General features: G+C 60.3%; 19 protein-coding genes. 12 read left to right on the forward strand and 7 right to left on the reverse strand.

Annotation, left to right across the window (positions count from 1 at the left end):
- From uraD to PH552_RS15265, 5 genes are read left to right on the forward strand one after another with little or no spacing between them, the layout of a single operon-like run.
- Entirely contained in the window at positions 1-498 is a 498-nt protein-coding gene (gene uraD, locus PH552_RS15245; RefSeq protein WP_112340606.1) for a 2-oxo-4-hydroxy-4-carboxy-5-ureidoimidazoline decarboxylase, read from the forward strand.
- A gap of 60 nt (positions 499-558) precedes the next feature.
- Positions 559-921, forward strand: coding sequence for a HepT-like ribonuclease domain-containing protein (locus tag PH552_RS15250; RefSeq protein WP_112340607.1), 363 nt, complete (start codon positions 559-561; stop codon positions 919-921).
- A gap of 7 nt (positions 922-928) precedes the next feature.
- On the forward strand, positions 929-1,429 hold the full coding sequence (locus PH552_RS15255) for an ureidoglycolate lyase (protein ID WP_112340608.1): 501 nt from the start codon (positions 929-931) through the stop codon (positions 1,427-1,429).
- The gene (uraH, locus tag PH552_RS15260; RefSeq protein ID WP_112340609.1) at positions 1,426-1,782 is read left to right on the forward strand and encodes a hydroxyisourate hydrolase; all 357 of its coding nucleotides are present in this window, start codon (positions 1,426-1,428) and stop codon (positions 1,780-1,782) included. The genes PH552_RS15255 and uraH overlap by 4 nt, the downstream gene beginning before the upstream one ends.
- A gap of 3 nt (positions 1,783-1,785) precedes the next feature.
- Positions 1,786-2,526 (forward strand): metallophosphoesterase family protein, encoded by a 741-nt coding sequence (locus tag PH552_RS15265; RefSeq protein ID WP_112340610.1) that lies wholly within the window; start codon positions 1,786-1,788, stop codon positions 2,524-2,526.
- Positions 2,527-2,576: 50 nt separating this feature from the next.
- Here the strand turns inward: PH552_RS15265 and PH552_RS15270 are convergent, their stop codons facing one another.
- From PH552_RS15270 to puuD, 3 genes are read right to left on the reverse strand one after another with little or no spacing between them, the layout of a single operon-like run.
- Positions 2,577-3,716, reverse strand: coding sequence for an alpha-hydroxy acid oxidase (locus PH552_RS15270; protein WP_112340611.1), 1,140 nt, complete (start codon positions 3,714-3,716; stop codon positions 2,577-2,579).
- Positions 3,717-3,763: 47 nt separating this feature from the next.
- Positions 3,764-5,071, reverse strand: a complete 1,308-nt coding sequence (gene guaD / locus PH552_RS15275; protein ID WP_112340612.1) for a guanine deaminase — start codon at positions 5,069-5,071, stop codon at positions 3,764-3,766.
- Entirely contained in the window at positions 5,068-6,306 is a 1,239-nt protein-coding gene (puuD, locus tag PH552_RS15280) for a urate hydroxylase PuuD (protein ID WP_112340613.1), read from the reverse strand. Before puuD ends, guaD begins: the two co-directional genes overlap by 4 nt.
- A gap of 216 nt (positions 6,307-6,522) precedes the next feature.
- On the opposite strand from puuD, the gene PH552_RS15285 reads away from it, so the two are divergent.
- A complete protein-coding gene (locus tag PH552_RS15285; protein ID WP_112340614.1) occupies positions 6,523-6,858 on the forward strand; it encodes a hypothetical protein in 336 nt (111 codons plus the stop codon).
- A gap of 76 nt (positions 6,859-6,934) precedes the next feature.
- Here the strand turns inward: PH552_RS15285 and PH552_RS15290 are convergent, their stop codons facing one another.
- Positions 6,935-7,831 carry a LysR substrate-binding domain-containing protein gene (locus tag PH552_RS15290; protein ID WP_113251073.1) on the reverse strand — a complete coding sequence of 299 codons (897 nt, stop codon included), beginning with the start codon at positions 7,829-7,831 and terminating at the stop codon, positions 6,935-6,937.
- Between the two features lie 102 nt (positions 7,832-7,933).
- Between PH552_RS15290 and PH552_RS15295 the strand changes: the two genes are divergently transcribed.
- Positions 7,934-8,137, forward strand: coding sequence for a hypothetical protein (locus PH552_RS15295; RefSeq protein WP_112340616.1), 204 nt, complete (start codon positions 7,934-7,936; stop codon positions 8,135-8,137).
- A 280-nt stretch (positions 8,138-8,417) separates the two neighbouring features.
- Here PH552_RS15295 and xdhB read toward each other — a convergent pair whose 3' ends face one another.
- From xdhB to PH552_RS15310, 3 genes are all read right to left on the reverse strand, one after another.
- Positions 8,418-10,754 carry a xanthine dehydrogenase molybdopterin binding subunit gene (gene xdhB, locus PH552_RS15300; RefSeq protein WP_112340617.1) on the reverse strand — a complete coding sequence of 779 codons (2,337 nt, stop codon included), beginning with the start codon at positions 10,752-10,754 and terminating at the stop codon, positions 8,418-8,420.
- A gap of 260 nt (positions 10,755-11,014) precedes the next feature.
- The gene (gene xdhA / locus PH552_RS15305) at positions 11,015-12,481 is read right to left on the reverse strand and encodes a xanthine dehydrogenase small subunit (RefSeq protein WP_112340618.1); all 1,467 of its coding nucleotides are present in this window, start codon (positions 12,479-12,481) and stop codon (positions 11,015-11,017) included.
- A gap of 69 nt (positions 12,482-12,550) precedes the next feature.
- A complete protein-coding gene (locus tag PH552_RS15310; protein ID WP_112340619.1) occupies positions 12,551-13,327 on the reverse strand; it encodes a 3-hydroxybutyrate dehydrogenase in 777 nt (258 codons plus the stop codon).
- Between the two features lie 221 nt (positions 13,328-13,548).
- Between PH552_RS15310 and glpK the strand changes: the two genes are divergently transcribed.
- The 5 genes from glpK (at position 13,549) to PH552_RS15335 (ending at position 18,754) form a co-directional block, all read left to right on the forward strand.
- Complete coding sequence (glpK, locus tag PH552_RS15315; protein ID WP_112340620.1) at positions 13,549-15,051, forward strand: glycerol kinase GlpK; 1,503 nt, start codon at positions 13,549-13,551, stop codon at positions 15,049-15,051.
- Between the two features lie 178 nt (positions 15,052-15,229).
- Entirely contained in the window at positions 15,230-16,033 is an 804-nt protein-coding gene (locus tag PH552_RS15320; RefSeq protein WP_112340621.1) for a membrane-anchored protein, read from the forward strand.
- A 105-nt stretch (positions 16,034-16,138) separates the two neighbouring features.
- Entirely contained in the window at positions 16,139-17,047 is a 909-nt protein-coding gene (locus tag PH552_RS15325; protein ID WP_112340725.1) for a S66 peptidase family protein, read from the forward strand.
- A gap of 79 nt (positions 17,048-17,126) precedes the next feature.
- The gene (locus tag PH552_RS15330; protein ID WP_112340622.1) at positions 17,127-17,501 is read left to right on the forward strand and encodes a YciI family protein; all 375 of its coding nucleotides are present in this window, start codon (positions 17,127-17,129) and stop codon (positions 17,499-17,501) included.
- Positions 17,498-18,754 (forward strand): RNA polymerase sigma factor, encoded by a 1,257-nt coding sequence (locus tag PH552_RS15335; protein WP_112340623.1) that lies wholly within the window; start codon positions 17,498-17,500, stop codon positions 18,752-18,754. Before PH552_RS15330 ends, PH552_RS15335 begins: the two co-directional genes overlap by 4 nt.
- Positions 18,755-18,764: the final 10 nt, after the last annotated feature.

The raw sequence follows: 18,764 nt of genomic DNA on the forward strand, positions 1-18,764 counted from the left end.
ATGATGTCGCGGGCCGATTTTGTCGGCCGCTTCGGCGGCGTCTTCGAGCATTCTCCCTTCATTGCCGAACGCGCCTACGATGCCGGTGCTATCTCCGAGCCTCTGACCTCGGGCGGCGTGCACGCCGCTTTAGCGCGGTTCTTCCGTGCCGCAAGCGAGACGGAGCGGCTTGGTGTGCTGCGGGCTCATCCGGACCTAGCGGGCCGGCTGGCGATTGCCGGCGAGTTGACGGAAGACAGCCGCAAGGAGCAGGCCGGCGCGGGGCTCGATCGGCTGAGCCCTGCGGAGCATGCGCGGTTCACCGAACTCAATGCCGGCTACGTGAGCAAGTTCGGCTTTCCCTTCATCATCGCGGTCAAGGGACTCGGCAAGGAGGATATCCTGACTGCCTTCGAAACGCGGATCGATAATGACCGGGATACGGAATTTGCGACGGCAACGGCCCAGGTGGAAAAGATCGCATTGCTGCGCCTGCAGGCCATGCTTCCCGAGGGCTGATAGCGCGCTGTTTCCCAAGCCGCTCATGATTGAGTATTTCACAAACTGAGGCTGTGTCATATGAGCCTGGATCGGCTAATCGCCCACCTTGATAACATGCAGCGGGCCGTGTCCGAGGCAGATCAGTTCCTTCGCGGAATTGATCAAGACGCGTTTTTCAAGAATGTCGAGAAGCAGCGCGCCGTCGGGATGACACTCCTGATGATCGGCGAGGCGGCCGCGCGCATTGGAGAGGAATATCCGGAATTTGTCGTTGACCATCCGGAGTTGCCTTGGCATGAGATGCACGACGTCAGAAGCAGAATTGCGCAGGGCTATTTCGACATCGAGGTGACGAACCTGTGGGACATCGCGCAAAAATCTCTTCCGAAATTGTTCTCTCAACTGGATTCCATTCGCCATTGGCGCGCGGAAGGCGAATGATCATCGAATGACACGGCATCTTGAAATTCTTCCACTGACGAAGGCCGCGTTCGCGCCTTTCGGCGATATGATCGAGGCCGATCCCGCAACGATGCGGTTCATCAATGGCGGTACGACGGAGCGTTTTCATGCGCTCTCCAGTGCCGAGGCCATCGGCGACGGTGCGCGGGTCATCCTGAACCTCTTTCGCGGCCAGCCGCGTGCCTTTCCTTTCACCATCGAGATGATGGAGCGCCATCCTTTCGGTAGTCAGTGTTTCGTGCCGCTGAAAGGCCGGCCGTTCCTCGTCGTCGTTGCGCAGGATGAGGGCGGCAGGCCCAGCAAGCCGCAGGTCTTCCTGGCACGTGGCGACCAGGGCGTGAACTATCGGGTCAATACCTGGCATTACCCGCTAATGGCGCTCGAAGAGCAGAGCGATTTCCTTGTTGTCGATCGCGACGGGCCTGGAAACAATCTGGAGGAATATTTCTTCGAAACGCCCTACATCATCGGAGCGCCGACGTTATGACCGGACTGACCACACATGTACTCGATACCGCTCTCGGCAAGCCGGCCGAAGGCCTGGTGATCGATCTCTTCAGGATCGAGGGCGATATCCGCACGCATCTGAAGACGGTAACGACCAATGCCGACGGGCGTGTGGATGGCGGCCCCATCCTGATCGGCGACGGCTTCGTTGCCGGCACCTACGAATTGCTGTTTCGGGCCGGAGATTATCTGAGGGCCAGCGGCGCCAAGCTGCCTGAGCCGGCTTTTCTCGATCTCGTGCCGATCCGCTTCGGTATCGCCGATACGACGGCGCATTACCACGTGCCGCTGCTGATCTCGCCTTACGGTTATTCCACCTATCGCGGGAGCTGAGGCATGCGATTTGCCGCCATAGCAGACATCCACGGCAATCACCTTGCGCTCGAGGCGGTGCTTGCCGATATCCGCAGGCAAGGCATTACCGAGATCGTCAATCTCGGCGATTGCTTCAGCGGGCCGCTTACGGCGGGCAAGACGGCCGATATGCTGCTGGAACTGAATGCGCCGACGGTGCGCGGCAATCACGATCGATATCTGATCGAACTGGCGCCCGAGGCGATGCATGTTTCAGATCGAGCAGCGCATTCTGAACTGACGGAACGCCACCTCGAATGGCTGCGCGCCTTGCCCATCAGTACAGTTTATCGGGATGAGACCTATCTTTGCCACGCGACACCAGCCGATGATAATGTCTATTGGCTCGAATCCGTCTCTTCGGACGGTCAGGTCTATCTGAAGCCGATCGAGGAGATCGAGGCACTTGCCGCCGGCATCGATTTTCCGCTGATCCTGTGCGGGCATACTCATATTCCGCGCGCCGTCCGGCTCCGCGATGGCCGCCTGATCGTCAATCCCGGCAGCGTCGGCTGCCCTGCCTATGACGATGACCTGCCTTATCATCACAAGGTGGAAGCGGGAAACCCCTTCGCCTCTTACGCTATTTTGGAAAAGACCGGCAACAGCTGGCTGCCGGTCTTCCGGCAGGTGGCTTATGATCACATGGCGATGGCGACGCTGGCGGCGCAGAATGGTCGCGAGGAGTGGGCGAGCGGTCTGGCGACGGGCTGGCTGCGCTAGAGCATGTCGCGCAGAAGTGTGCAGCGGTTTTGCGGTAACGGCATGCGCTTTTAAAGGTCAGCCAAGATCGACCGATCCACCGCCTTGATATCCTGCTTGCCGCAGAGTGCCATGGAAATATCCAGCTCCTTGCGGATGATCTCTAGCGCGAGCGTTACGCCTTCCTTGCCCATGGCGCCCAGACCATAGAGGAAAGGGCGGCCGATGTAGGTGCCTTTGGCGCCGAGTGCGACGGCTTTGAGCACGTCCTGGCCCGAGCGGATGCCGCCATCCATATGCACTTCAATCTTGTCGCCGACCGCGTCGACGATCCGCGGCAACATGCTGATGGAGGAGTGGGCGCCGTCGAGTTGGCGACCGCCATGATTGGAGACGATGATGGCGTCTGCGCCGGTATCGACGGCCGCCTTCGCATCCTCGACGTCAAGAATGCCCTTGATGATCAGCGGGCCGCCCCATTGCTCCTTGATCCAGGCGACATCGCTCCAGGAGAGCTTGGGGTCGAACTGCGAATGAGTCCAGTGCGACAGCGTCGTCATGTCGGAAATATCCTTGGCATGACCGATGATATTGCCGAAGGAATGGCGCTTGGTCTTCAGCATGCCCATGCACCAGCCCGGTCGCATCGCCATCTGCCAGAGGTTTTTTGCCGTCATTTTCGGCGGCGCGGACAATCCGTTGCGGATATCGTTATGGCGCTGGCCGAGGATCTGCAGGTCTGCCGTCAGCACCAGCGCCGCGCATTTTGCCGCCTTGGCGCGATGGATCAGGTTCAGGACGAAATCGCGATCCTTCATCACATAGAGCTGGAACCAGAAAGGCTGCTTCGTGACCGAAGCGATGTCCTCGATCGAGCAGATGCTCATGGTCGAGAGCGTGAAGGGGATGCCGAACTCTTCCGCCGCCCGCGCCGCCAGCATTTCGCCATCGGCGTGCTGCATGCCGGTCATCCCCGTCGGCGCCAGCGCCACCGGCATGGAGGCCTTCTGACCGACCATCGTGGTTGCGACCGACCGACCGGACATGTCGACGAGCACGCGCTGACGCAGCTTGATCTTGGCGAAATCCGCCTCGTTCGCCTGATAGGTCGATTCGGTCCAGGAGCCGGAATCGGCATATTGGAAGAACATTTTCGGCACGCGCCGCTGCGCAAGCGTTTTCAATTCGGCGATGGTCAGCGGCACGGTCATGGCTCTTTGCCTTCCGGAAGGTTATATGGAGGTGGGTTGGGATTGCCTCATTGCAGGATGGATTTCATCGGCTTTCCAGCAACATAGGTTTCGATGACCGCCCGGTCGTCGCCCATGGTCTGAAGCAGGAACAGCTCTTCGGTAAGGCTCTTCGTCACCTCCATCTTCAGCGCCATGGCCGGCGTCGCGGCCGCGTTGAGGACGATCAGGTCGGCTTCAGTGCCGGCATCGAGCGTGCCGATCTTGTCGACGAGGGAGAGGGACTCGGCATTGCCGCGCGTCATGTAATAATAGCTTTCCAGCGGGTTCAGTCGCTCGCCGAGCAGCTGCTGGATCTTGTAGGCCTCGTCCATCGTGCGCAGCATGGAATAGCTGGAGCCGCCGCCGATATCGGTGGCGACGCCGATGCGAACGGGCTTCTCGCGACGAGCGAGCGCCTTCAGCGGGAAGAGGCCGGAGCCGAGGAAGAGGTTCGAGGTCGGGCAATGCACCGCAACCGCACCGGCCTCGCTCATGGCATCGGCTTCGCGGTCGGAAAGGTGGATCGCATGGCCGAACAGGCTCTTGGGGCCGAGCAGTCCGTAGCGGGCATAGATATCGGTGTAGTCGATCGCGTCCGGATAGAGCTCGCAGGTAAAGGCGATCTCGTCGTGATTCTCGGAAAGATGCGTCTGGATATGCAGGTCCGGAAATTCGCCGGCAAGCGCGGCCGTTGCCTCCATCTGCGCCGGTGTGGAGGTGATCGCGAAGCGCGGCGTGATGGCAACGTGATTGCGGCCCTTGCCGTGCCAGTCCGATATCACCTGACGGGTTTCGTCATAGCCCATCTCGGGCGTATCAAGGAGGCCCTGCGGGGCGTTGCGATCCATCATCACCTTGCCGCCGACCATGCGCATGTTGCGACGGATGGCTTCGGCAAAATAGGCGTCGGCGGAGGTTTTATGGACCGAACAATAGGCAACGGCCGTCGTCGTGCCGTGGCGGATCATCTCGTCATAGAAATGCTTGGCGATACGCTCCGCATGTGCGCTTTCGACGAAACGGCATTCCTCGGGGAATGTATAGGTGTTCAGCCATTCCAGAAGGTTGGCGGCGTAGGAGGCGATCACCTGCATCTGCGGGAAATGCAGGTGCATGTCGATGAAGCCGGGCAGGATGAGATGCGGACGGTGGTCGATCTCGGTTATGCCTTTCGGGGCGTGCGCCTTGATATCGGCATAGGCCCCGGTCGCGACGATCAAGCCGTTTTCGATCAGCAGGCCGCCATCGCTTTCATAAACGTAGCTGTCGGTATCATCGAGGCTTTGCGGCAGGCGCTTGAAGGAAAGCAGGCGGCCGCGCAGAAGGGTGGTCATTGGCTCTTTTCTCCGATGGAGCTTTCGAACCAGGCGACCAGCAGCTTGCGCTCCTCCGGTGTGACGTCGGTGACGTTGCCGGGCGGCATGGCATGGCTGCGGCCGGCCTGGATATAGATCTCCCGGGCATGCATAGCGATTTCCGCGTCATTTTCCAGCGTTACGCCTTTCGGCGCACGCACAATCCCCTCATAGACAGGCTCGGCCGCATGGCACATGGAACAGCGCGCGGAGACCATTTGCTTGACCGCCGGGAAATGGGCGTCCGAGGCGAACTGCTGGAAGGCGGGGGCGATCGCGTTGGCTTCCTTCTCGCCGGTCAGCACCTTCGGAACGGTCGAAAGCCACATGATGATGATGAAGAGGACGATTGTGACAATCCAGGTCCAGGTCGGGCGGCCCTTGCGAGCATGCGTTGTGTTGAACCAGTGGCGGATGGTGACGCCCGTCAGGAACACCAGCGCCGCTATCACCCAATTATAGGCCGTGCCGAAGGCCAGCGGATAGTGGTTCGATAGCATGAAGAAAATGACGGGCAGCGTCAGATAGTTGTTGTGCAGCGAGCGCTGCTTGGCGATGCGGCCGTATTTTGGATCCGGTGTGCGGCCGGCAATGAGGTCGGCGACGACGATCTTCTGGTTGGGAATGATGATCATGAAGACGTTGGCTGACATGATCGTCGCGGTGAAGGCGCCGAGATGCAGGAAGGCGGCGCGGCCGGTGAAGAGTTGCGTATAGCCCCAGGCCATGAAGACCAGGACGGCGTAGAGCACGATCATCAGCCCCCAGGTATTGTTGCCGAGCGGCGATTTACAGAGCAGATCGTAGACGATCCAGCCGCCGGCAAGCGAGGCAAGCGAGATCAGGATGGCGACGGGGACGCTGACGTCGAGCACATGCCGGTCGATGAGGAAGAGATTGGCGCCGCCGTAATAGACGATGCACAGCATCAGAAAGCCGGAAAGCCAGGTGAAATAGCTTTCATATTTGAACCAGGTCAGATGCTCCGGCATCTGCGCGGGGGCGACGAGATATTTCTGGATATGATAGAAGCCGCCGCCGTGGACCTGCCATTCCTCGCCATAGGCGCCGGGCGGAAGATGCGGGCGCTTCACCAGCCCGAGATCGAGCGCGATGAAGTAGAAGGACGAACCGATCCAGGCAATGGCGGTTATGACGTGGAACCAGCGGGCAGCAAAGGCGAGCCACTCCCACGCTATGGCGTATTCATACATTCAGTTCCCCTTTTCTTCCTCCGACTCGACACCTTGCAAAATGTTGAGAGCGTATGGAAGAGGGGTGTTTGATATGTCGGTAAAAAGCCGCGGCCTTGTCTAGCGCCCAGGATGCATTAGATCAGATTGTGGCAGTTTTTTAATAAAATGCCTTCGGCTGCTTGGAGCGGGCCGTGTCCGCGGCGGCCACCTATTTTTTTCGACGGAGAATTGCCCATGCGAGGTATTCTGGCGTTCGTATTTTTTCTTCTCTCTACAGCCTTCGCCCTGGCGCATGAGGCGCCCTCCGGCTGGACTTACGACCCTTATTGCTGCAATGGCGACAGCAAGACAGGTGATTGCGAGATGATCCCGGCGCGCACCGTTACCATCGTGCCTGGCGGCTATCGAGTGACGCTCAATCCCGGCGACCATCGCTACGTAACGCACGCGCACATCTTTAATCTGCCACAGCAGAAAACGATGCGCTCGCCGGACGGAGCCTATCATCTCTGTCTGTTCCCGGATGAAAACACGCCGCGCTGCTTTTATGCCCCCGACATGGCTTACTAAGCACTGGAAAGTGGCGCAGCTATCTCGTTATTTCCGCTGGTTTTGGAGTGATAGCTGCTGCGCGGATTTCCTGGAATTACTCCAGCGGCATGCCGAATTCGCCGAGGATCCAATCCCGGAAGGCGCGGATGCGCGGCGTATGGCGCCTGTTTTCGGGGTAGGCGATCCAGTAGTCGGTATTGTCGGATGAAAGAATATCGAAGGGCTGGATCAGTCGGCCAGAAGCCAGATCATCCGCATAGAATTCCGGAGTGAGGATAGCGACACCCTGGCCGGCCAATGCGGCGCTCGCCTCGAAGGACTGGGCGCCGAGCCTGCTGCGCGGCCGGCCCTGAAGGCCGGGGTCGGGAACGCCGGCCTCCCTAAACCATTGGGCCCACCATGGATCGCCTGCGTCGATGATGCGAAGCTTCAGGAGATCTGCCGGCTCGTGAATGCCGCCAACCGTCTCAGCGAGCGCTGGACTCAGCATCGGCGTAAAATAGACCTTCATCAGCAGATGCGCGCGCAGTCCCGGCCACTGGCCACGCCCGGCACGGATGGCGATGTCGGAGGCCTCCCGGGCGAAGTCGATGAGCGAGGCTGAAGTGTCCAGCCGGACGGCGATATTCGGATGCTTGAGCTGAAACGATCCGACATGACGAGCCAGCCATTGCGAGGCGAAGGTGGGTGTCGAATGAATGCGCAGCGTCGTTTCGGCGTCGCCGCTGATGGAGGCCATCGCCTCCTGCAGCATAGCAAAGGCTTCCGCGACTTTCGGTGCGAGTTGTTCCCCGGCCTCGGTCAACAGGATCTGCCGCGGGCGGCGCAGAAATAGAGGCTCGCCCGTCGTCTCTTCAAGCAACTTAATCTGATAGCTGACCGCCGTCTGCGTCATGCCAAGCTCTTCGCCGGCGCGGGTGAAACTGCCGAGCCGGGCTGCGGCTTCGAAGACGCGCAAGGCATTCAGCGGGAAGCGCTTTGAGAGCTTCATGGATAAGTTCTCTTTATGTATCCAGACGATAGTTCGATTGGAATTTCAGCATTTTTCGCGCCAAACTGCAATTCATATCGCTGATCTGACTGAGGTGTTGTCATGGATTGCTATGTCGTGGAACAAGCAGAAACCGCAAGGCCCGGTATTCTGGCTCGTCTTCTGGAATCGTTGGCGCAGGCCCTCGTCAAGCATGCAGAGCCCTCGCTGCATCTGGATCTCGACGACATGCCGGACCGCCTAAAGCGCGACCTTGGATTTCTCGATGGGCGCGAGCCGCATTATGACGATAGGTCGCTGCTGTAAGTCATGAGTGGAGACCGTTGATATGTGGAGAGTGCGCACCCCCCTTCTCCCCAGCGGGGAGAAGGCGCCGCCAGGCGGATGAGGGGTGGCCGCCAAGACCACCAAAATTCATGAATTCAAATAGATAACCCCCTCATCCGACCCTTCGGGCCCCCTTCTCCCCAAGGGGAGAGGAGCTTATGGTGCTCGTCCGCCTCCATATGCGATAGCCCTGCCCACAAGGGGGAGATGTCAGAGGGGGCTGCGTCAAATGTAGCTCCCTCCTTTGGCGGGAGGACAATTACATCCCCTTCAGCCCCTCGACCGCCATCAGCACGCGCTCCGGCGTTGCAGGGGCATCGAGGCGCGGGCAGATGCGGTAATCCGCGACGCTGGCGACCGCCATCGATAGGGCCTCCAGCACGGATATGCTGAGCATGAAGGGCGGCTCACCTACGGCCTTGGAGCGGCCGATGGTCGCCTCCGCATTTTCGGACCATTCCGCCAGCCGGACGTTGAAGATCTTCGGCCGGTCGGAGGCGAGGGGGATTTTGTAGGTGGACGGCGCGTGCGTACGCAGCCGGCCCTTGGCATCCCACCAGAGCTCCTCGGTCGTCAGCCAGCCCATGCCTTGTACGAAAGCGCCTTCGACCTGGCCGATGTCGATCGCCGGGTTGAGGGAGCGGCCGACATCATGAAGGATGTCGGTGCGGTCGATCAGATATTCGCCTGTCAGCGTATCGATCGACACTTCCGAGCAGGCGGCGCCATAGGAGAAATAGTAGAAGGGCGTGCCGCGGCCGGCCTTGCGATCCCAATGGATCTTCGGCGTCTTGTAGAAGCCGGCAGCGGAAAGCTGAACGCGGGCGAAATAGGCCTGCTTGACGAACTCCGCGAAGGGAATTTCCACCTCGCCGACGCGCACGCGGTTGGGAAGGAACTGCACGTCTTCCGCGCCCACATCCCATTTCTCGATAGCGAAGGCGACGAGCCTTTCCTTGATTTGGCGAGCGGCATCGAAGGCGGCCATGCCGTTCAGATCCGAGCCGGATGAGGCGGCCGTCGCCGATGTATTCGGCACCTTGCCTGTTGTTGTCGCTGTGATCTTCACCCGGTCGATATCGACCTGGAAGCTGTCGGCCAGAACCTGCGCCACCTTCGTATAGAGGCCCTGGCCCATTTCGGTGCCGCCATGGTTCAGATGGATGGAGCCATCCTGATAGATGTGCACCAGAGCGCCGGCCTGGTTGAAAGCGGTCATGGTGAAGGAGATGCCGAATTTCACCGGCGTCAGCGCGATGCCCTTGCGGATGAAGCGGCTGGAGCGGTTGAACGCGATGATGGCGCTGCGGCGCGCCTGATAGTCGGATGTCTGTTCGAGCTCGTCGACGACGCGGTTGATGATGTTATCGGTGACCTCCTGGTGATAGGGGGTCAGCGTTCGGCCGGAGCCCGGCTGGCCATAGAAATTGGCGCGGCGGATTTCGAGCGGGTCCTTGCCCAGCGCATAGGCGATCTCCTCGATCATGCGCTCGCCGCCGACCATGCCCTGCGGGCCGCCAAAGCCACGGAAGGCGGTGTTGGAGACGGTATGCGTCTTGAGCGGTTTTGAGACCAAATGCACATGCGGGTAGAAATAGCTGGAATCCGCATGGAACAACGCGCGATCGGTGACTGGGCCGGAAAGATCGGAGGAGAAGCCGCAGCGCGCGGCGTAGGTGGCGTCGACGGCGTTGATGCGGCCGTCGTCGTCAAAGCCGACCTCGTAATCCACGAGGAAGTCGTGTCGCTTGCCGGTCGCGCTCATGTCCTCGTCGCGGTCGGGGCGGAATTTGACGGCGCGGCCAAGCTTCTTGGCGGCGACGGCGGCGAGCGCTGCGAACTGGTTGCCCTGTGTTTCCTTGCCGCCGAAGCCGCCGCCCATGCGGCGTACATTGACGGTGACGGCATTGGACGGGATCCCCAAGACATGGCCGACGATGTGCTGGATTTCGCTCGGATGCTGCGTCGACGACCAGACGGCGACTTCGTCGTCCTCGCCGGGGATCGCCATGGCGATGTGGCTTTCGAGATAGAAGTGCTCTTGGCCGCCGATGCGCATCTGCGCCTTGATGCGGTGCTTGGCGTTGGCCATCTCGGTTTCGGGTTCGCCGCGCTTCAGCGTCATCGGTTCGTAGACAAGCGGTGCGCCATTGACGAGCGCGCCGTCGATATCGCTCCAATGCGGCAGATCACGATAATCGATCTTGGCGAGGCGGGCGGCACGCCGGGCGGCATCTCTGGTTTCGGCGATGACGGCGAAGATCGGCTGCCCGTGGAATTCGACCTTGGTCTCGGCAAGCAGCGGTTCGTCATGCATGCCGTTGGAGCTGGTGTCATTGACGCCGGGAATATCGGCGCCCGTGAAGACCCAGACGACGCCCGGATATGCTTTGACAGCCGAGAGATCGATGCCGGCGATCTCGGCATGAGCACGGTCGGAAAGGCCGAGCGCGCCATGCAGCAGGCCGGCCGGTTCGGGAAGGTCATCGATATAATCGGCGGCTCCGGTGACATGCTTGTGGGCGGAATCATGGCGCAACGAGCCATGCATCGAACCGTTGATGACCTTACGCTCTTCGAAGGTGGATTTGTCCATGGCTCAGGCCTCCGCGGTTTCCCTTCTCCCCAGCGGGGAGAAGGTGGCCGGCAGGCCGGATGAGGGGGATGCATCGCAAAGCGATGCATGTGCCGAAACCAGATGAAAGGATGCTTGCTCTTTGCCGCGTAACCCCCTCATCCGCCCTTCGGGCCCCTTCTCTCCGAGGGGAGAAGGGGGAAGGAAGCGGCTGCCGTCGTCCGGCGAAAGGTGCCATGCCGTGTCCAGGAAATATGGTCGAATAAATTCGCAATTCGTCATCATGCCAGCACCTCGAAACGCTTCAATTCCTGCGGCGCGCCTGATGTCTCAAGATAGAAGCGGATGAGAAGGTTCTTGGCGGTCAGCTGGCGGTATTCAGCCGAGGCGCGCCAATCGGTCAGCGGCGTGTAATCGCTGTCGAAGGCATCGCGTGCGGCGGTAACCGTCGCCTCCGTCCAGGGCTTGCCGATCAATTCTGCCTCGACCGTGCGGGCGCGTTTCGGTGTGCCGGCCATGCCGCCGAAGGCGATACGGATATCTTCGACATTGCCGTCAGCATCCAATGACAGATGGAAGGCGCCGCAGGCGGCCGAAATATCCTCGTCGCGGCGCTTGGAGATCTTGTAGACGGCGAAATGCGCATCTTCGGCAGGATAGGGTACGAAGATATTCTCGACGAACTCGCCGGGATTGCGATCCTGCTTGCCGTAGTCGATGAAGAAATCTTCCAAGGGCAAGCTGCGCGTGCCGGCAGTCGAGCGCAGCGTCACCGTTGCACCGAGCGCGATCAGCGGCGGCGGCGTGTCGCCGATCGGCGAGCCGTTGGCGATATTGCCGCCGATAGTGCCCATGTTGCGCACCTGCTCGCCGCCGATGCGGTCGATGAGGTTGGCGAATGCCGGGATCTTTTCGCCGATCACAACAAAGGCGCGACTGTAGGTGACGCCGGCACCGATGGTCAGCCCTGCGTCTTCGACGACGATCTTCTGCAGATCGGTCAGATGATTGATGAAGACGACCGGGTTCAGCCGGCGCATCTGCTTGGTGACCCATAGGCCGACATCGGTCGAGCCGGCAACGACAGTTGCCGTCGGCTCGTCGGCAAGCACCTGCGCCAGTGCCGAGACGGAGCCGGGCACGATGAGGCGATCCTCGCCCTCGGAAATCTCGATGGTATCGCCGCCCTGCATGGCCCATAGACGGGCGATGATATCGGCTCTGGTCTTTTCGAGAGGATCGAAGAGCGCGCTCGGCCGCTTCTGGCTGACCTGCTCGGCCGCCTTGACGATCGGCTCGTAGCCCGTGCATCGACAGAGATTGCCCTGCAGCGATTTTTCGATCTGAGCCCGGCTCGGCTTTTCCGTCGTTAGCCAGAGGCCATAGAGCGACATGACGAAACCCGGCGTGCAGAAACCGCATTGCGAGCCGTGGCAATCGACCAGCGCCTGCTGCACCGGATGAAGCGTGCCGTTCCGGGCGGCGAGATGCTCAACAGTAACGACATGGGTCGCATGAAGCGAGCCGACGAAGCGGATGCAGGCATTGACGGATTCATAGTGCAGCCCACCATCGATCAGGCGTCCCACAAGCACCGTGCAGGCGCCGCAGTCGCCTTCCGCACATCCTTCCTTCGTTCCTGTCAGCCGCCGCTTGAGGCGCAGGAAGTCGAGCAGCGTCTCGGTGGGGCGCAGGCTGGATAGCGTGATATCCTCGCCGTTGAGGATAAAGCGGATGCTGTCGCTCATGTCGTTCCCGTTTATCATTCGTTTGTCGGGGCCGGATGCGCAGACGAATCCGGCCCTAACCGTCTATGGTTATTCCGCGGTCCAGCCACCGTCAATCGAGACGTGCGTGCCGGTCACCTGACGTGCCTCGTCGCTTGCAAGGTAGAGCGAGAGGGCGCCGATCTCTTCGGCCTTGACGAACTCGTGCGTCGGCTGGGCCTTGAGGATGACTTCGTTCTTGACCTGCTCCTCGGTCATGCCGCGGGCCTTGGCGGTATCCGGGATCTGCTTTTCGACAAGCGGGGTCAGCACGTAGCCGGGGCAAATGGCGTTCACCGTCACGCCGAATTCGGCGAGCTCGAGCGCTGCCGTCTTGGTCAGACCTAATATACCATGTTTTGCCGCGACATAGGCGGATTTGAAGGGCGAGGCGACCAGGCCATGCGCCGAAGCGATGTTGATGATGCGCCCGTATTTCTTCGCCTTCATCAGCGGAATGGCGGCGCGAATGGTGTGGAAGGAACTGGAGAGATTGATCGCGATGATCTGATCCCATTTCTCGATCGGGAAATCCTCGATCTTCTCGACATGCTGGATGCCGGCATTGTTGACGAGGACATCGACGCTGCTAAAGGTGGCGTTGGCGGTCGCGATCAGATCGGCGATCTCGGCAGGTTTCGTCATGTCGGCCGGATGATAGATCACCTTGCCGCCGCCGGAAGCTTCGAGCTTGGTCTTGATCGCGTTGATTTCCTCGGGCTTTCCGAAGCCGTTGATGACGACGTTATCGCCCTTGGCGGCGAAGGCGGCCGCGATGGCGAGGCCGATACCGCTTGTGGAACCGGTGACGACAACTGTTCTTGCCATGATCTTCTCCTTGGACAGCGCAGCTTCCTGCTGCAGTGCAAAACCGTTTCAGCCTAGTCCCAAACCCGCGGAGATGGCAATCGTAATGCTGCCGGCCCTTTGGCCACGATGCCGTGAACAGGAAAGCGCATATTTCAGCGAAAAATTTCGTTTTGCTTTCTTTTCACATTCGTTTTGCTCGCGTATCTGTTGTTTCGGGATGCAATAGGCGGGAGGAACGCATGAGCGGTTATGTCTTGGCGATCGATCAGGGAACGACGTCGACGCGGGCTATCGTTTTCGACGGCAAGATGAAGGTTGCCGGTGTCGGACAGAAGGAATTCACTCAGCATTATCCGAAGCCCGGCTGGGTGGAGCACGATCCGGAAGAAATCTGGTCCTCCGTTCTCGTCACCGTCCGCAAGGCCATTGAGGCTGCCGGCATCACCGCCAAGGACATTGCCGCCCTCGGCATCACCAATCAGCGCGAGACGGTCGTCGTCTGGGATCGCGAGACGGGCAAGCCGATCCATAATGCCATCGTCTGGCAGGACCGCCGCACGGCGGGCTATTGCGAGAAACTGAAGCGGCAGGACCTCGAAAAGCTCTTCACACGCCGCACCGGCCTGCTGCTCGATCCCTATTTTTCCGGCACCAAGCTATCCTGGCTGCTCTCCAATGTGAAGGGCGCGCGTGCCCTTGCCGCCAAAGGCAAGCTGTGCTTCGGCACCATCGATACCTTTCTGATCTGGCGGCTGACTGGCGGCAAGAGCTTCGTTACCGATGCGACCAATGCCTCGCGGACGCTGATGTACAATATCGGCGGAAACGAATGGGATGAGGAGCTACTGGAAATCCTACGCGTTCCCGCTGCCATCCTGCCCGAGGTGAAGGATTGTGCCGACGATTTCGGCGTGACCGATGCCACGCATTTCGGCGCGGAAATCCCGATCCTCGGCGTTGCCGGCGATCAACAGGCGGCGACGATTGGCCAGGCCTGCTTCGAACGCGGCATGATGAAGTCCACCTATGGCACCGGCTGCTTCGCGCTTCTCAATACGGGCGCGGACATGGTGCGGTCGAAAAACCGCTTGCTAACCACCATCGCCTACCGGCTGAACGGCGAGACGACCTATGCGCTCGAAGGTTCGATCTTCATCGCAGGGGCTGCCGTGCAATGGCTGCGCGACGGGCTGAAGGCCATTCAGCGCGCCTCGGATTCCGGCGAACTGGCGGCCAAGGCCGATCCGCTGCAGGAGGTTTATCTGGTGCCGGCCTTTACCGGCCTCGGCGCACCGCATTGGGATCCGGATGCACGCGGCGCGATCTTCGGGCTGACACGCAATACCGGACCTGAGGAAATCGTCCGGGCGGCGCTGGAGGCCGTCTGCTATCAGTCTCGCGATCTGCTGGATGCCATGCACAGGGATTGGCGCAACGGCAACGGACAGGAGACGGTACTGCGCGTCGACGGCGGCATGGTCGCTTCCGACTGGACGATGCAGCGGCTTGCCGATCTGCTCGATGCACCGGTCGACCGCCCTACGATCCTCGAAACGACCGCACTGGGTGCCGCCTGGCTTGCTGGCAGCCGCGCCGGGGTCTGGCCGGATCGCGCAGGCTTCGCCAAGGCCTGGGCGCGCGACCGGCGGTTCGAGCCCAGCATGGATGACAAGACCCGAAACGCGAAGCTCAAAGGCTGGAAGAATGCGGTGTCGCGCACCTTGAGTACACGGCAGGGGTGATCGGCCTTCATCGGCTGCTCACCCCAGGTTATATCGTGTAAGATTTCTTTATTTTGCTTATATAAGGGCACGCAGCGATACTTGTCTTGTTCGTGGCTCAGGGAGGATTCCAGGCCACATTTCGCCGGACCGCACTCCTCGAGGGCGGACGCCTTCTTAAGAGACGATAAAGCGAATAATGGCTGCTCAATTTTCTGAACTGAAGAAACATTACTACCGGCAGATCAAATATCATTTGACTCGGCCGAAGCCGCCAATGCTGGCCGAGCGGTTCGATGGGCCTGTTCTGGTCGTCGGCTCGGCGCCGGTTTCGAACAAGCCGGTGGATTTCGATGAAAGCTTCAAGGTCATCACTATTAATGGTTCACAGACGGTGACGAAGGGCTGGGGGATCGAGGCGCCCGATGTGACGCTCGTCCAGTTTAATCAGATCGAAGGTACGAACACCAATGCCGTCGAGGTGCGCCGCGTTCTGAACGGCGAACGGACCAAGATGCTCTACGTCCTGCTCTGGCGGAAAGAGCTTCAGCGGCTGGAAGAGGGGTTGCGGAGCTTCAATTACAGCTACGACAAGCTGGAGATCGTCAATCGCTACAAGCGTATGGCGCTGCTGGACCGGGTCGGCGGGGTAAAGTGCAGCGAGCTCGGCGCGGACGACAAATGCTCCAACGGCATCAACGCCGTGCTCTTCGCGCTCTATAATGGCGCGACCGAGGTCATCATCACCGGCATCAATCCCGATTCCGGCGGGCATGTCTACAATACGGAGAACCTGGCGCGGCTGCATGTGCGCAAGGACCGCGAGGTTCTCGAGCGGCTTCTCGAGCGCGGCTATCCGGTGTTCACCACAGATCCCGGCGTCTCGCAATCCGTCGGTCTGCCGCTATGGACGGGCAGGGGGAGGGCCGGTCGGACGGTGGATGCCGATGCCAAGGCCAAGCGGCCGGCACCGATAACGGCTGCGGCCGTCATCAACCCTTGAGCTAAGGGCTCGCCAACGGTCAATCTGTAGCTGACGCTGGTCGTGATTCCGTGCCAAGATCGCGGCTTAGAATCACTCGATTGCGCAGAGGTCAGTCCAATGCTGATGCCGCCGCCACTACGGCCGGGCGACAAAGTGCGCTTTGTGTCGCCCGCAAGTTCGCCCGACAGGGATATGGTTCTGAGGCATGCTGAAATCCTGAAAGGCTGGGGGCTTACGGTCGATTTCGGTGAACATGCCTTTCATAAACGAGACTATCTTGCCGGCACGGACGAGGAGCGGCTGTCGGATATCAATGGCGCTTTCCGTGACCCAGAGGTTCGGGCGGTTTTCACGACACGCGGCGGCAAGGGGTCGTATCGGATTGCCGATAAACTGGATTTCGCCGCTGTGCGGCGCGACCCGAAATTCGTCATCGGCTTCAGCGATATCACCGTATTGCATCTCAGCCTCTTGAAGAGTGGCCATCAGATCGGCATTCATGGAGCCTTCTTTTGCGGACCGAATGACGATGGTGTCAGCCCCTACACGCGTGAGGCATTATGCCGGACGATGATGACAACCGAAGATATCGTCATCGAAGCTCGTCCGCATGAACCGACGTTCGGTCTGACGACAGGCGGGACGGCCAGAGGGCGACTGATCGGCGGCAATCTGGATACGGTTGCGACTTCGGCCGGTTGGGCGCTGCCGGATTTGAATGGCGCGGTTCTTTTGCTAGAAGCCGTTCATATGTATCGCGGTCAGGTGGACCGCCAGATGACCATGCTGCGCAAGGCGGGGCATCTAAATGGTTTGGCAGGGGTCGCTATCGGCCAGTTTACTAACTTTGAATTCGACCGCCCTTATTCGGTGATCGATATCCTGCGCGAACATCTGGCCGAACTAAAGGTGCCGATCCTCGGCGGCTTGCCGCTCGGGCACGGCGATAGCCCGGCAAGCGTTTTTATCGGCGCTGTGGCGGAGCTTGATGCGAAGGCCGGTATCCTGGCGATCCGGCATGGGAACATCTGAGGTCATCTTCGATATTTTTTGACGTAGCCTGTCGGAGCAGGTGATATTCCTTCGTCTTTAAAGGGAGAAGGGAATCTCAATGCTTTACGCGATCCTATGCTACAACGACGAAGATACCGTGTTTGCCTGGTCCAAGGAACAGGAAGACGCGACGATGGCGCGGTTGATTGCCGTGCAGGAACCGCTCAGGGAGGCCGGCAAGCTTGGCCCGGTGGCACGCTTGATGCCGACGACGGCGGCTACGACCCTGCGCAAGGGCAAGAACGAACCGATCGTGATCGACGGCCCCTTTGCGGAAACGAAGGAGCAGTTGCTCGGTTTCTACGTCGTCGACTTCGAAACCCTTGACGAAGCCATTGGCTTTTCGAAGGAGCTTGCCGCGGCCAATCCCGGCGTCGGCTCCTATGAAATCCGTCCGCTTTACGTCTTCCGGCCGGGAGCTGTTGCAACATGACCGACATTGCCTGGATCGACATCGCGCTTACCAACGCCCGGCCACAGGTAATGGGCGCGCTTTTGCGCTACTTCCGCAATCTCGACACCGCCGAGGAGGCCTTTCAGGAGGCCTGCCTCAGGGCCTTGAAGACCTGGCCTGATAAGGGGCCGCCGCGCGATCCCATTGCCTGGCTGATCTTCGTCGGCCGCAATAGCGGCATCGATACGGTGCGCAAACAGGCCAGATTGCAAAGCCTGCCGGATGAAGAGGCGATCTCCGATACGAGTGATGTGGAGAGCGATCTGGCCGAACGGCTCGATGGCTCCGGATATCGCGATGATATCCTCCGGTTGCTGTTCATCTGCTGCCATCCGGATTTGCCGGCGACGCAACAGATCGCGCTGGCGCTGCGTATCGTTTCCGGCCTTTCGGTGCAGCAGATCGCCCGGGCCTTCCTCGTCAGCGAGAGCGCAATGGAGCAGCGCATAACCCGCGCGAAGGCGCGGGTCGCCGCCGCTGGAGTTGCTTTCGAGACGCCAGGTGCGGTCGAGCGCAGCGAACGTTTGGCACTCGTCAGTGCCATGATCTATCTCATCTATAACGAGGGCTATTCGGCCGGTGGAACGCATCGCGAGGCTGCCGCCTTCGCCGATGAGGCGATCCGGCTTGGCCGGCTTCTGTTGCGGATCTTTCCCTCGGAGCCGGAGACCATGGCGCTGCTGGCGCTGATGCTCCTGCAGCAATCGCGCAAGGATGCCCGGTTCGATGCCAATGGGCAGATCATCCTTCTGGAAGATCAGGATCGTTCGCTTTGGGATCGGACGCTGATCGACGAGGCGCTGGCGCTGCTCGACAAAGCGATCCGCCACCGCAAGCCCGGCCCCTATCAGGTGCAGGCGGCGATCGCAGCGCTGCATTCGCGGGCGAAGCGTGCCGAGGATACGGATTGGGAGCAGATCGACCTTCTCTACCAGATGCTGGAGCGGTTGACGCCGTCACCCGTCGTCACGCTCAATCGTTCGGTCGCGCTCTCCAAACTGAAGGGGCCGGAGGCGGCTCTGGCGCTGATCGCGACGCTGGAAGCACAGCTCGACAGCTATTTCTACTTTCATGGCGTCAGGGGTGGCCTGCTTGTGCAGCTCGGCCGCGCGCAAGAGGCGCGTGTCGCTTTTGACAGGGCGATTGCGCTCGCCCGTTCGCCTGCCGAGGCCGCCCATATCCGATATCAGCTCGACCGGCTGAGCGCGGATGCTCTTGCAGCTACAAAATAATCGAAAAATT

This window comes from Rhizobium aureum (assembly GCF_030182495.1).
Taxonomy (GTDB): Bacteria; Pseudomonadota; Alphaproteobacteria; order Rhizobiales; family Rhizobiaceae; genus Rhizobium; species Rhizobium tropici_C.

What these genes read in the sequence shown, in the direction of transcription:
- PH552_RS15335 (WP_112340623.1), top strand. Translation starts at nt 17,498, where the DNA reads ATGACCGACATTGCCTGGATCGACATCGCGCTTACCAACGCCCGGCCA.
- PH552_RS15265 (WP_112340610.1), top strand. Translation starts at nt 1,786, where the DNA reads ATGCGATTTGCCGCCATAGCAGACATCCACGGCAATCACCTTGCGCTC.
- PH552_RS15325 (WP_112340725.1), top strand. Translation starts at nt 16,139, where the DNA reads ATGCCGCCGCCACTACGGCCGGGCGACAAAGTGCGCTTTGTGTCGCCC.
- PH552_RS15295 (WP_112340616.1), top strand. Translation starts at nt 7,934, where the DNA reads ATGGATTGCTATGTCGTGGAACAAGCAGAAACCGCAAGGCCCGGTATT.
- uraD (WP_112340606.1), top strand. Translation starts at nt 1, where the DNA reads ATGATGTCGCGGGCCGATTTTGTCGGCCGCTTCGGCGGCGTCTTCGAG.
- PH552_RS15285 (WP_112340614.1), top strand. Translation starts at nt 6,523, where the DNA reads ATGCGAGGTATTCTGGCGTTCGTATTTTTTCTTCTCTCTACAGCCTTC.
- glpK (WP_112340620.1), top strand. Translation starts at nt 13,549, where the DNA reads ATGAGCGGTTATGTCTTGGCGATCGATCAGGGAACGACGTCGACGCGG.
- guaD (WP_112340612.1), bottom strand. Translation starts at nt 5,071, where the DNA reads ATGACCACCCTTCTGCGCGGCCGCCTGCTTTCCTTCAAGCGCCTGCCG.
- PH552_RS15250 (WP_112340607.1), top strand. Translation starts at nt 559, where the DNA reads ATGAGCCTGGATCGGCTAATCGCCCACCTTGATAACATGCAGCGGGCC.
- PH552_RS15270 (WP_112340611.1), bottom strand. Translation starts at nt 3,716, where the DNA reads ATGACCGTGCCGCTGACCATCGCCGAATTGAAAACGCTTGCGCAGCGG.
- PH552_RS15330 (WP_112340622.1), top strand. Translation starts at nt 17,127, where the DNA reads ATGCTTTACGCGATCCTATGCTACAACGACGAAGATACCGTGTTTGCC.
- xdhB (WP_112340617.1), bottom strand. Translation starts at nt 10,754, where the DNA reads ATGGACAAATCCACCTTCGAAGAGCGTAAGGTCATCAACGGTTCGATG.
- PH552_RS15255 (WP_112340608.1), top strand. Translation starts at nt 929, where the DNA reads ATGACACGGCATCTTGAAATTCTTCCACTGACGAAGGCCGCGTTCGCG.
- PH552_RS15310 (WP_112340619.1), bottom strand. Translation starts at nt 13,327, where the DNA reads ATGGCAAGAACAGTTGTCGTCACCGGTTCCACAAGCGGTATCGGCCTC.
- puuD (WP_112340613.1), bottom strand. Translation starts at nt 6,306, where the DNA reads ATGTATGAATACGCCATAGCGTGGGAGTGGCTCGCCTTTGCTGCCCGC.
- xdhA (WP_112340618.1), bottom strand. Translation starts at nt 12,481, where the DNA reads ATGAGCGACAGCATCCGCTTTATCCTCAACGGCGAGGATATCACGCTA.
- PH552_RS15320 (WP_112340621.1), top strand. Translation starts at nt 15,230, where the DNA reads ATGGCTGCTCAATTTTCTGAACTGAAGAAACATTACTACCGGCAGATC.
- PH552_RS15290 (WP_113251073.1), bottom strand. Translation starts at nt 7,831, where the DNA reads ATGAAGCTCTCAAAGCGCTTCCCGCTGAATGCCTTGCGCGTCTTCGAA.
- uraH (WP_112340609.1), top strand. Translation starts at nt 1,426, where the DNA reads ATGACCGGACTGACCACACATGTACTCGATACCGCTCTCGGCAAGCCG.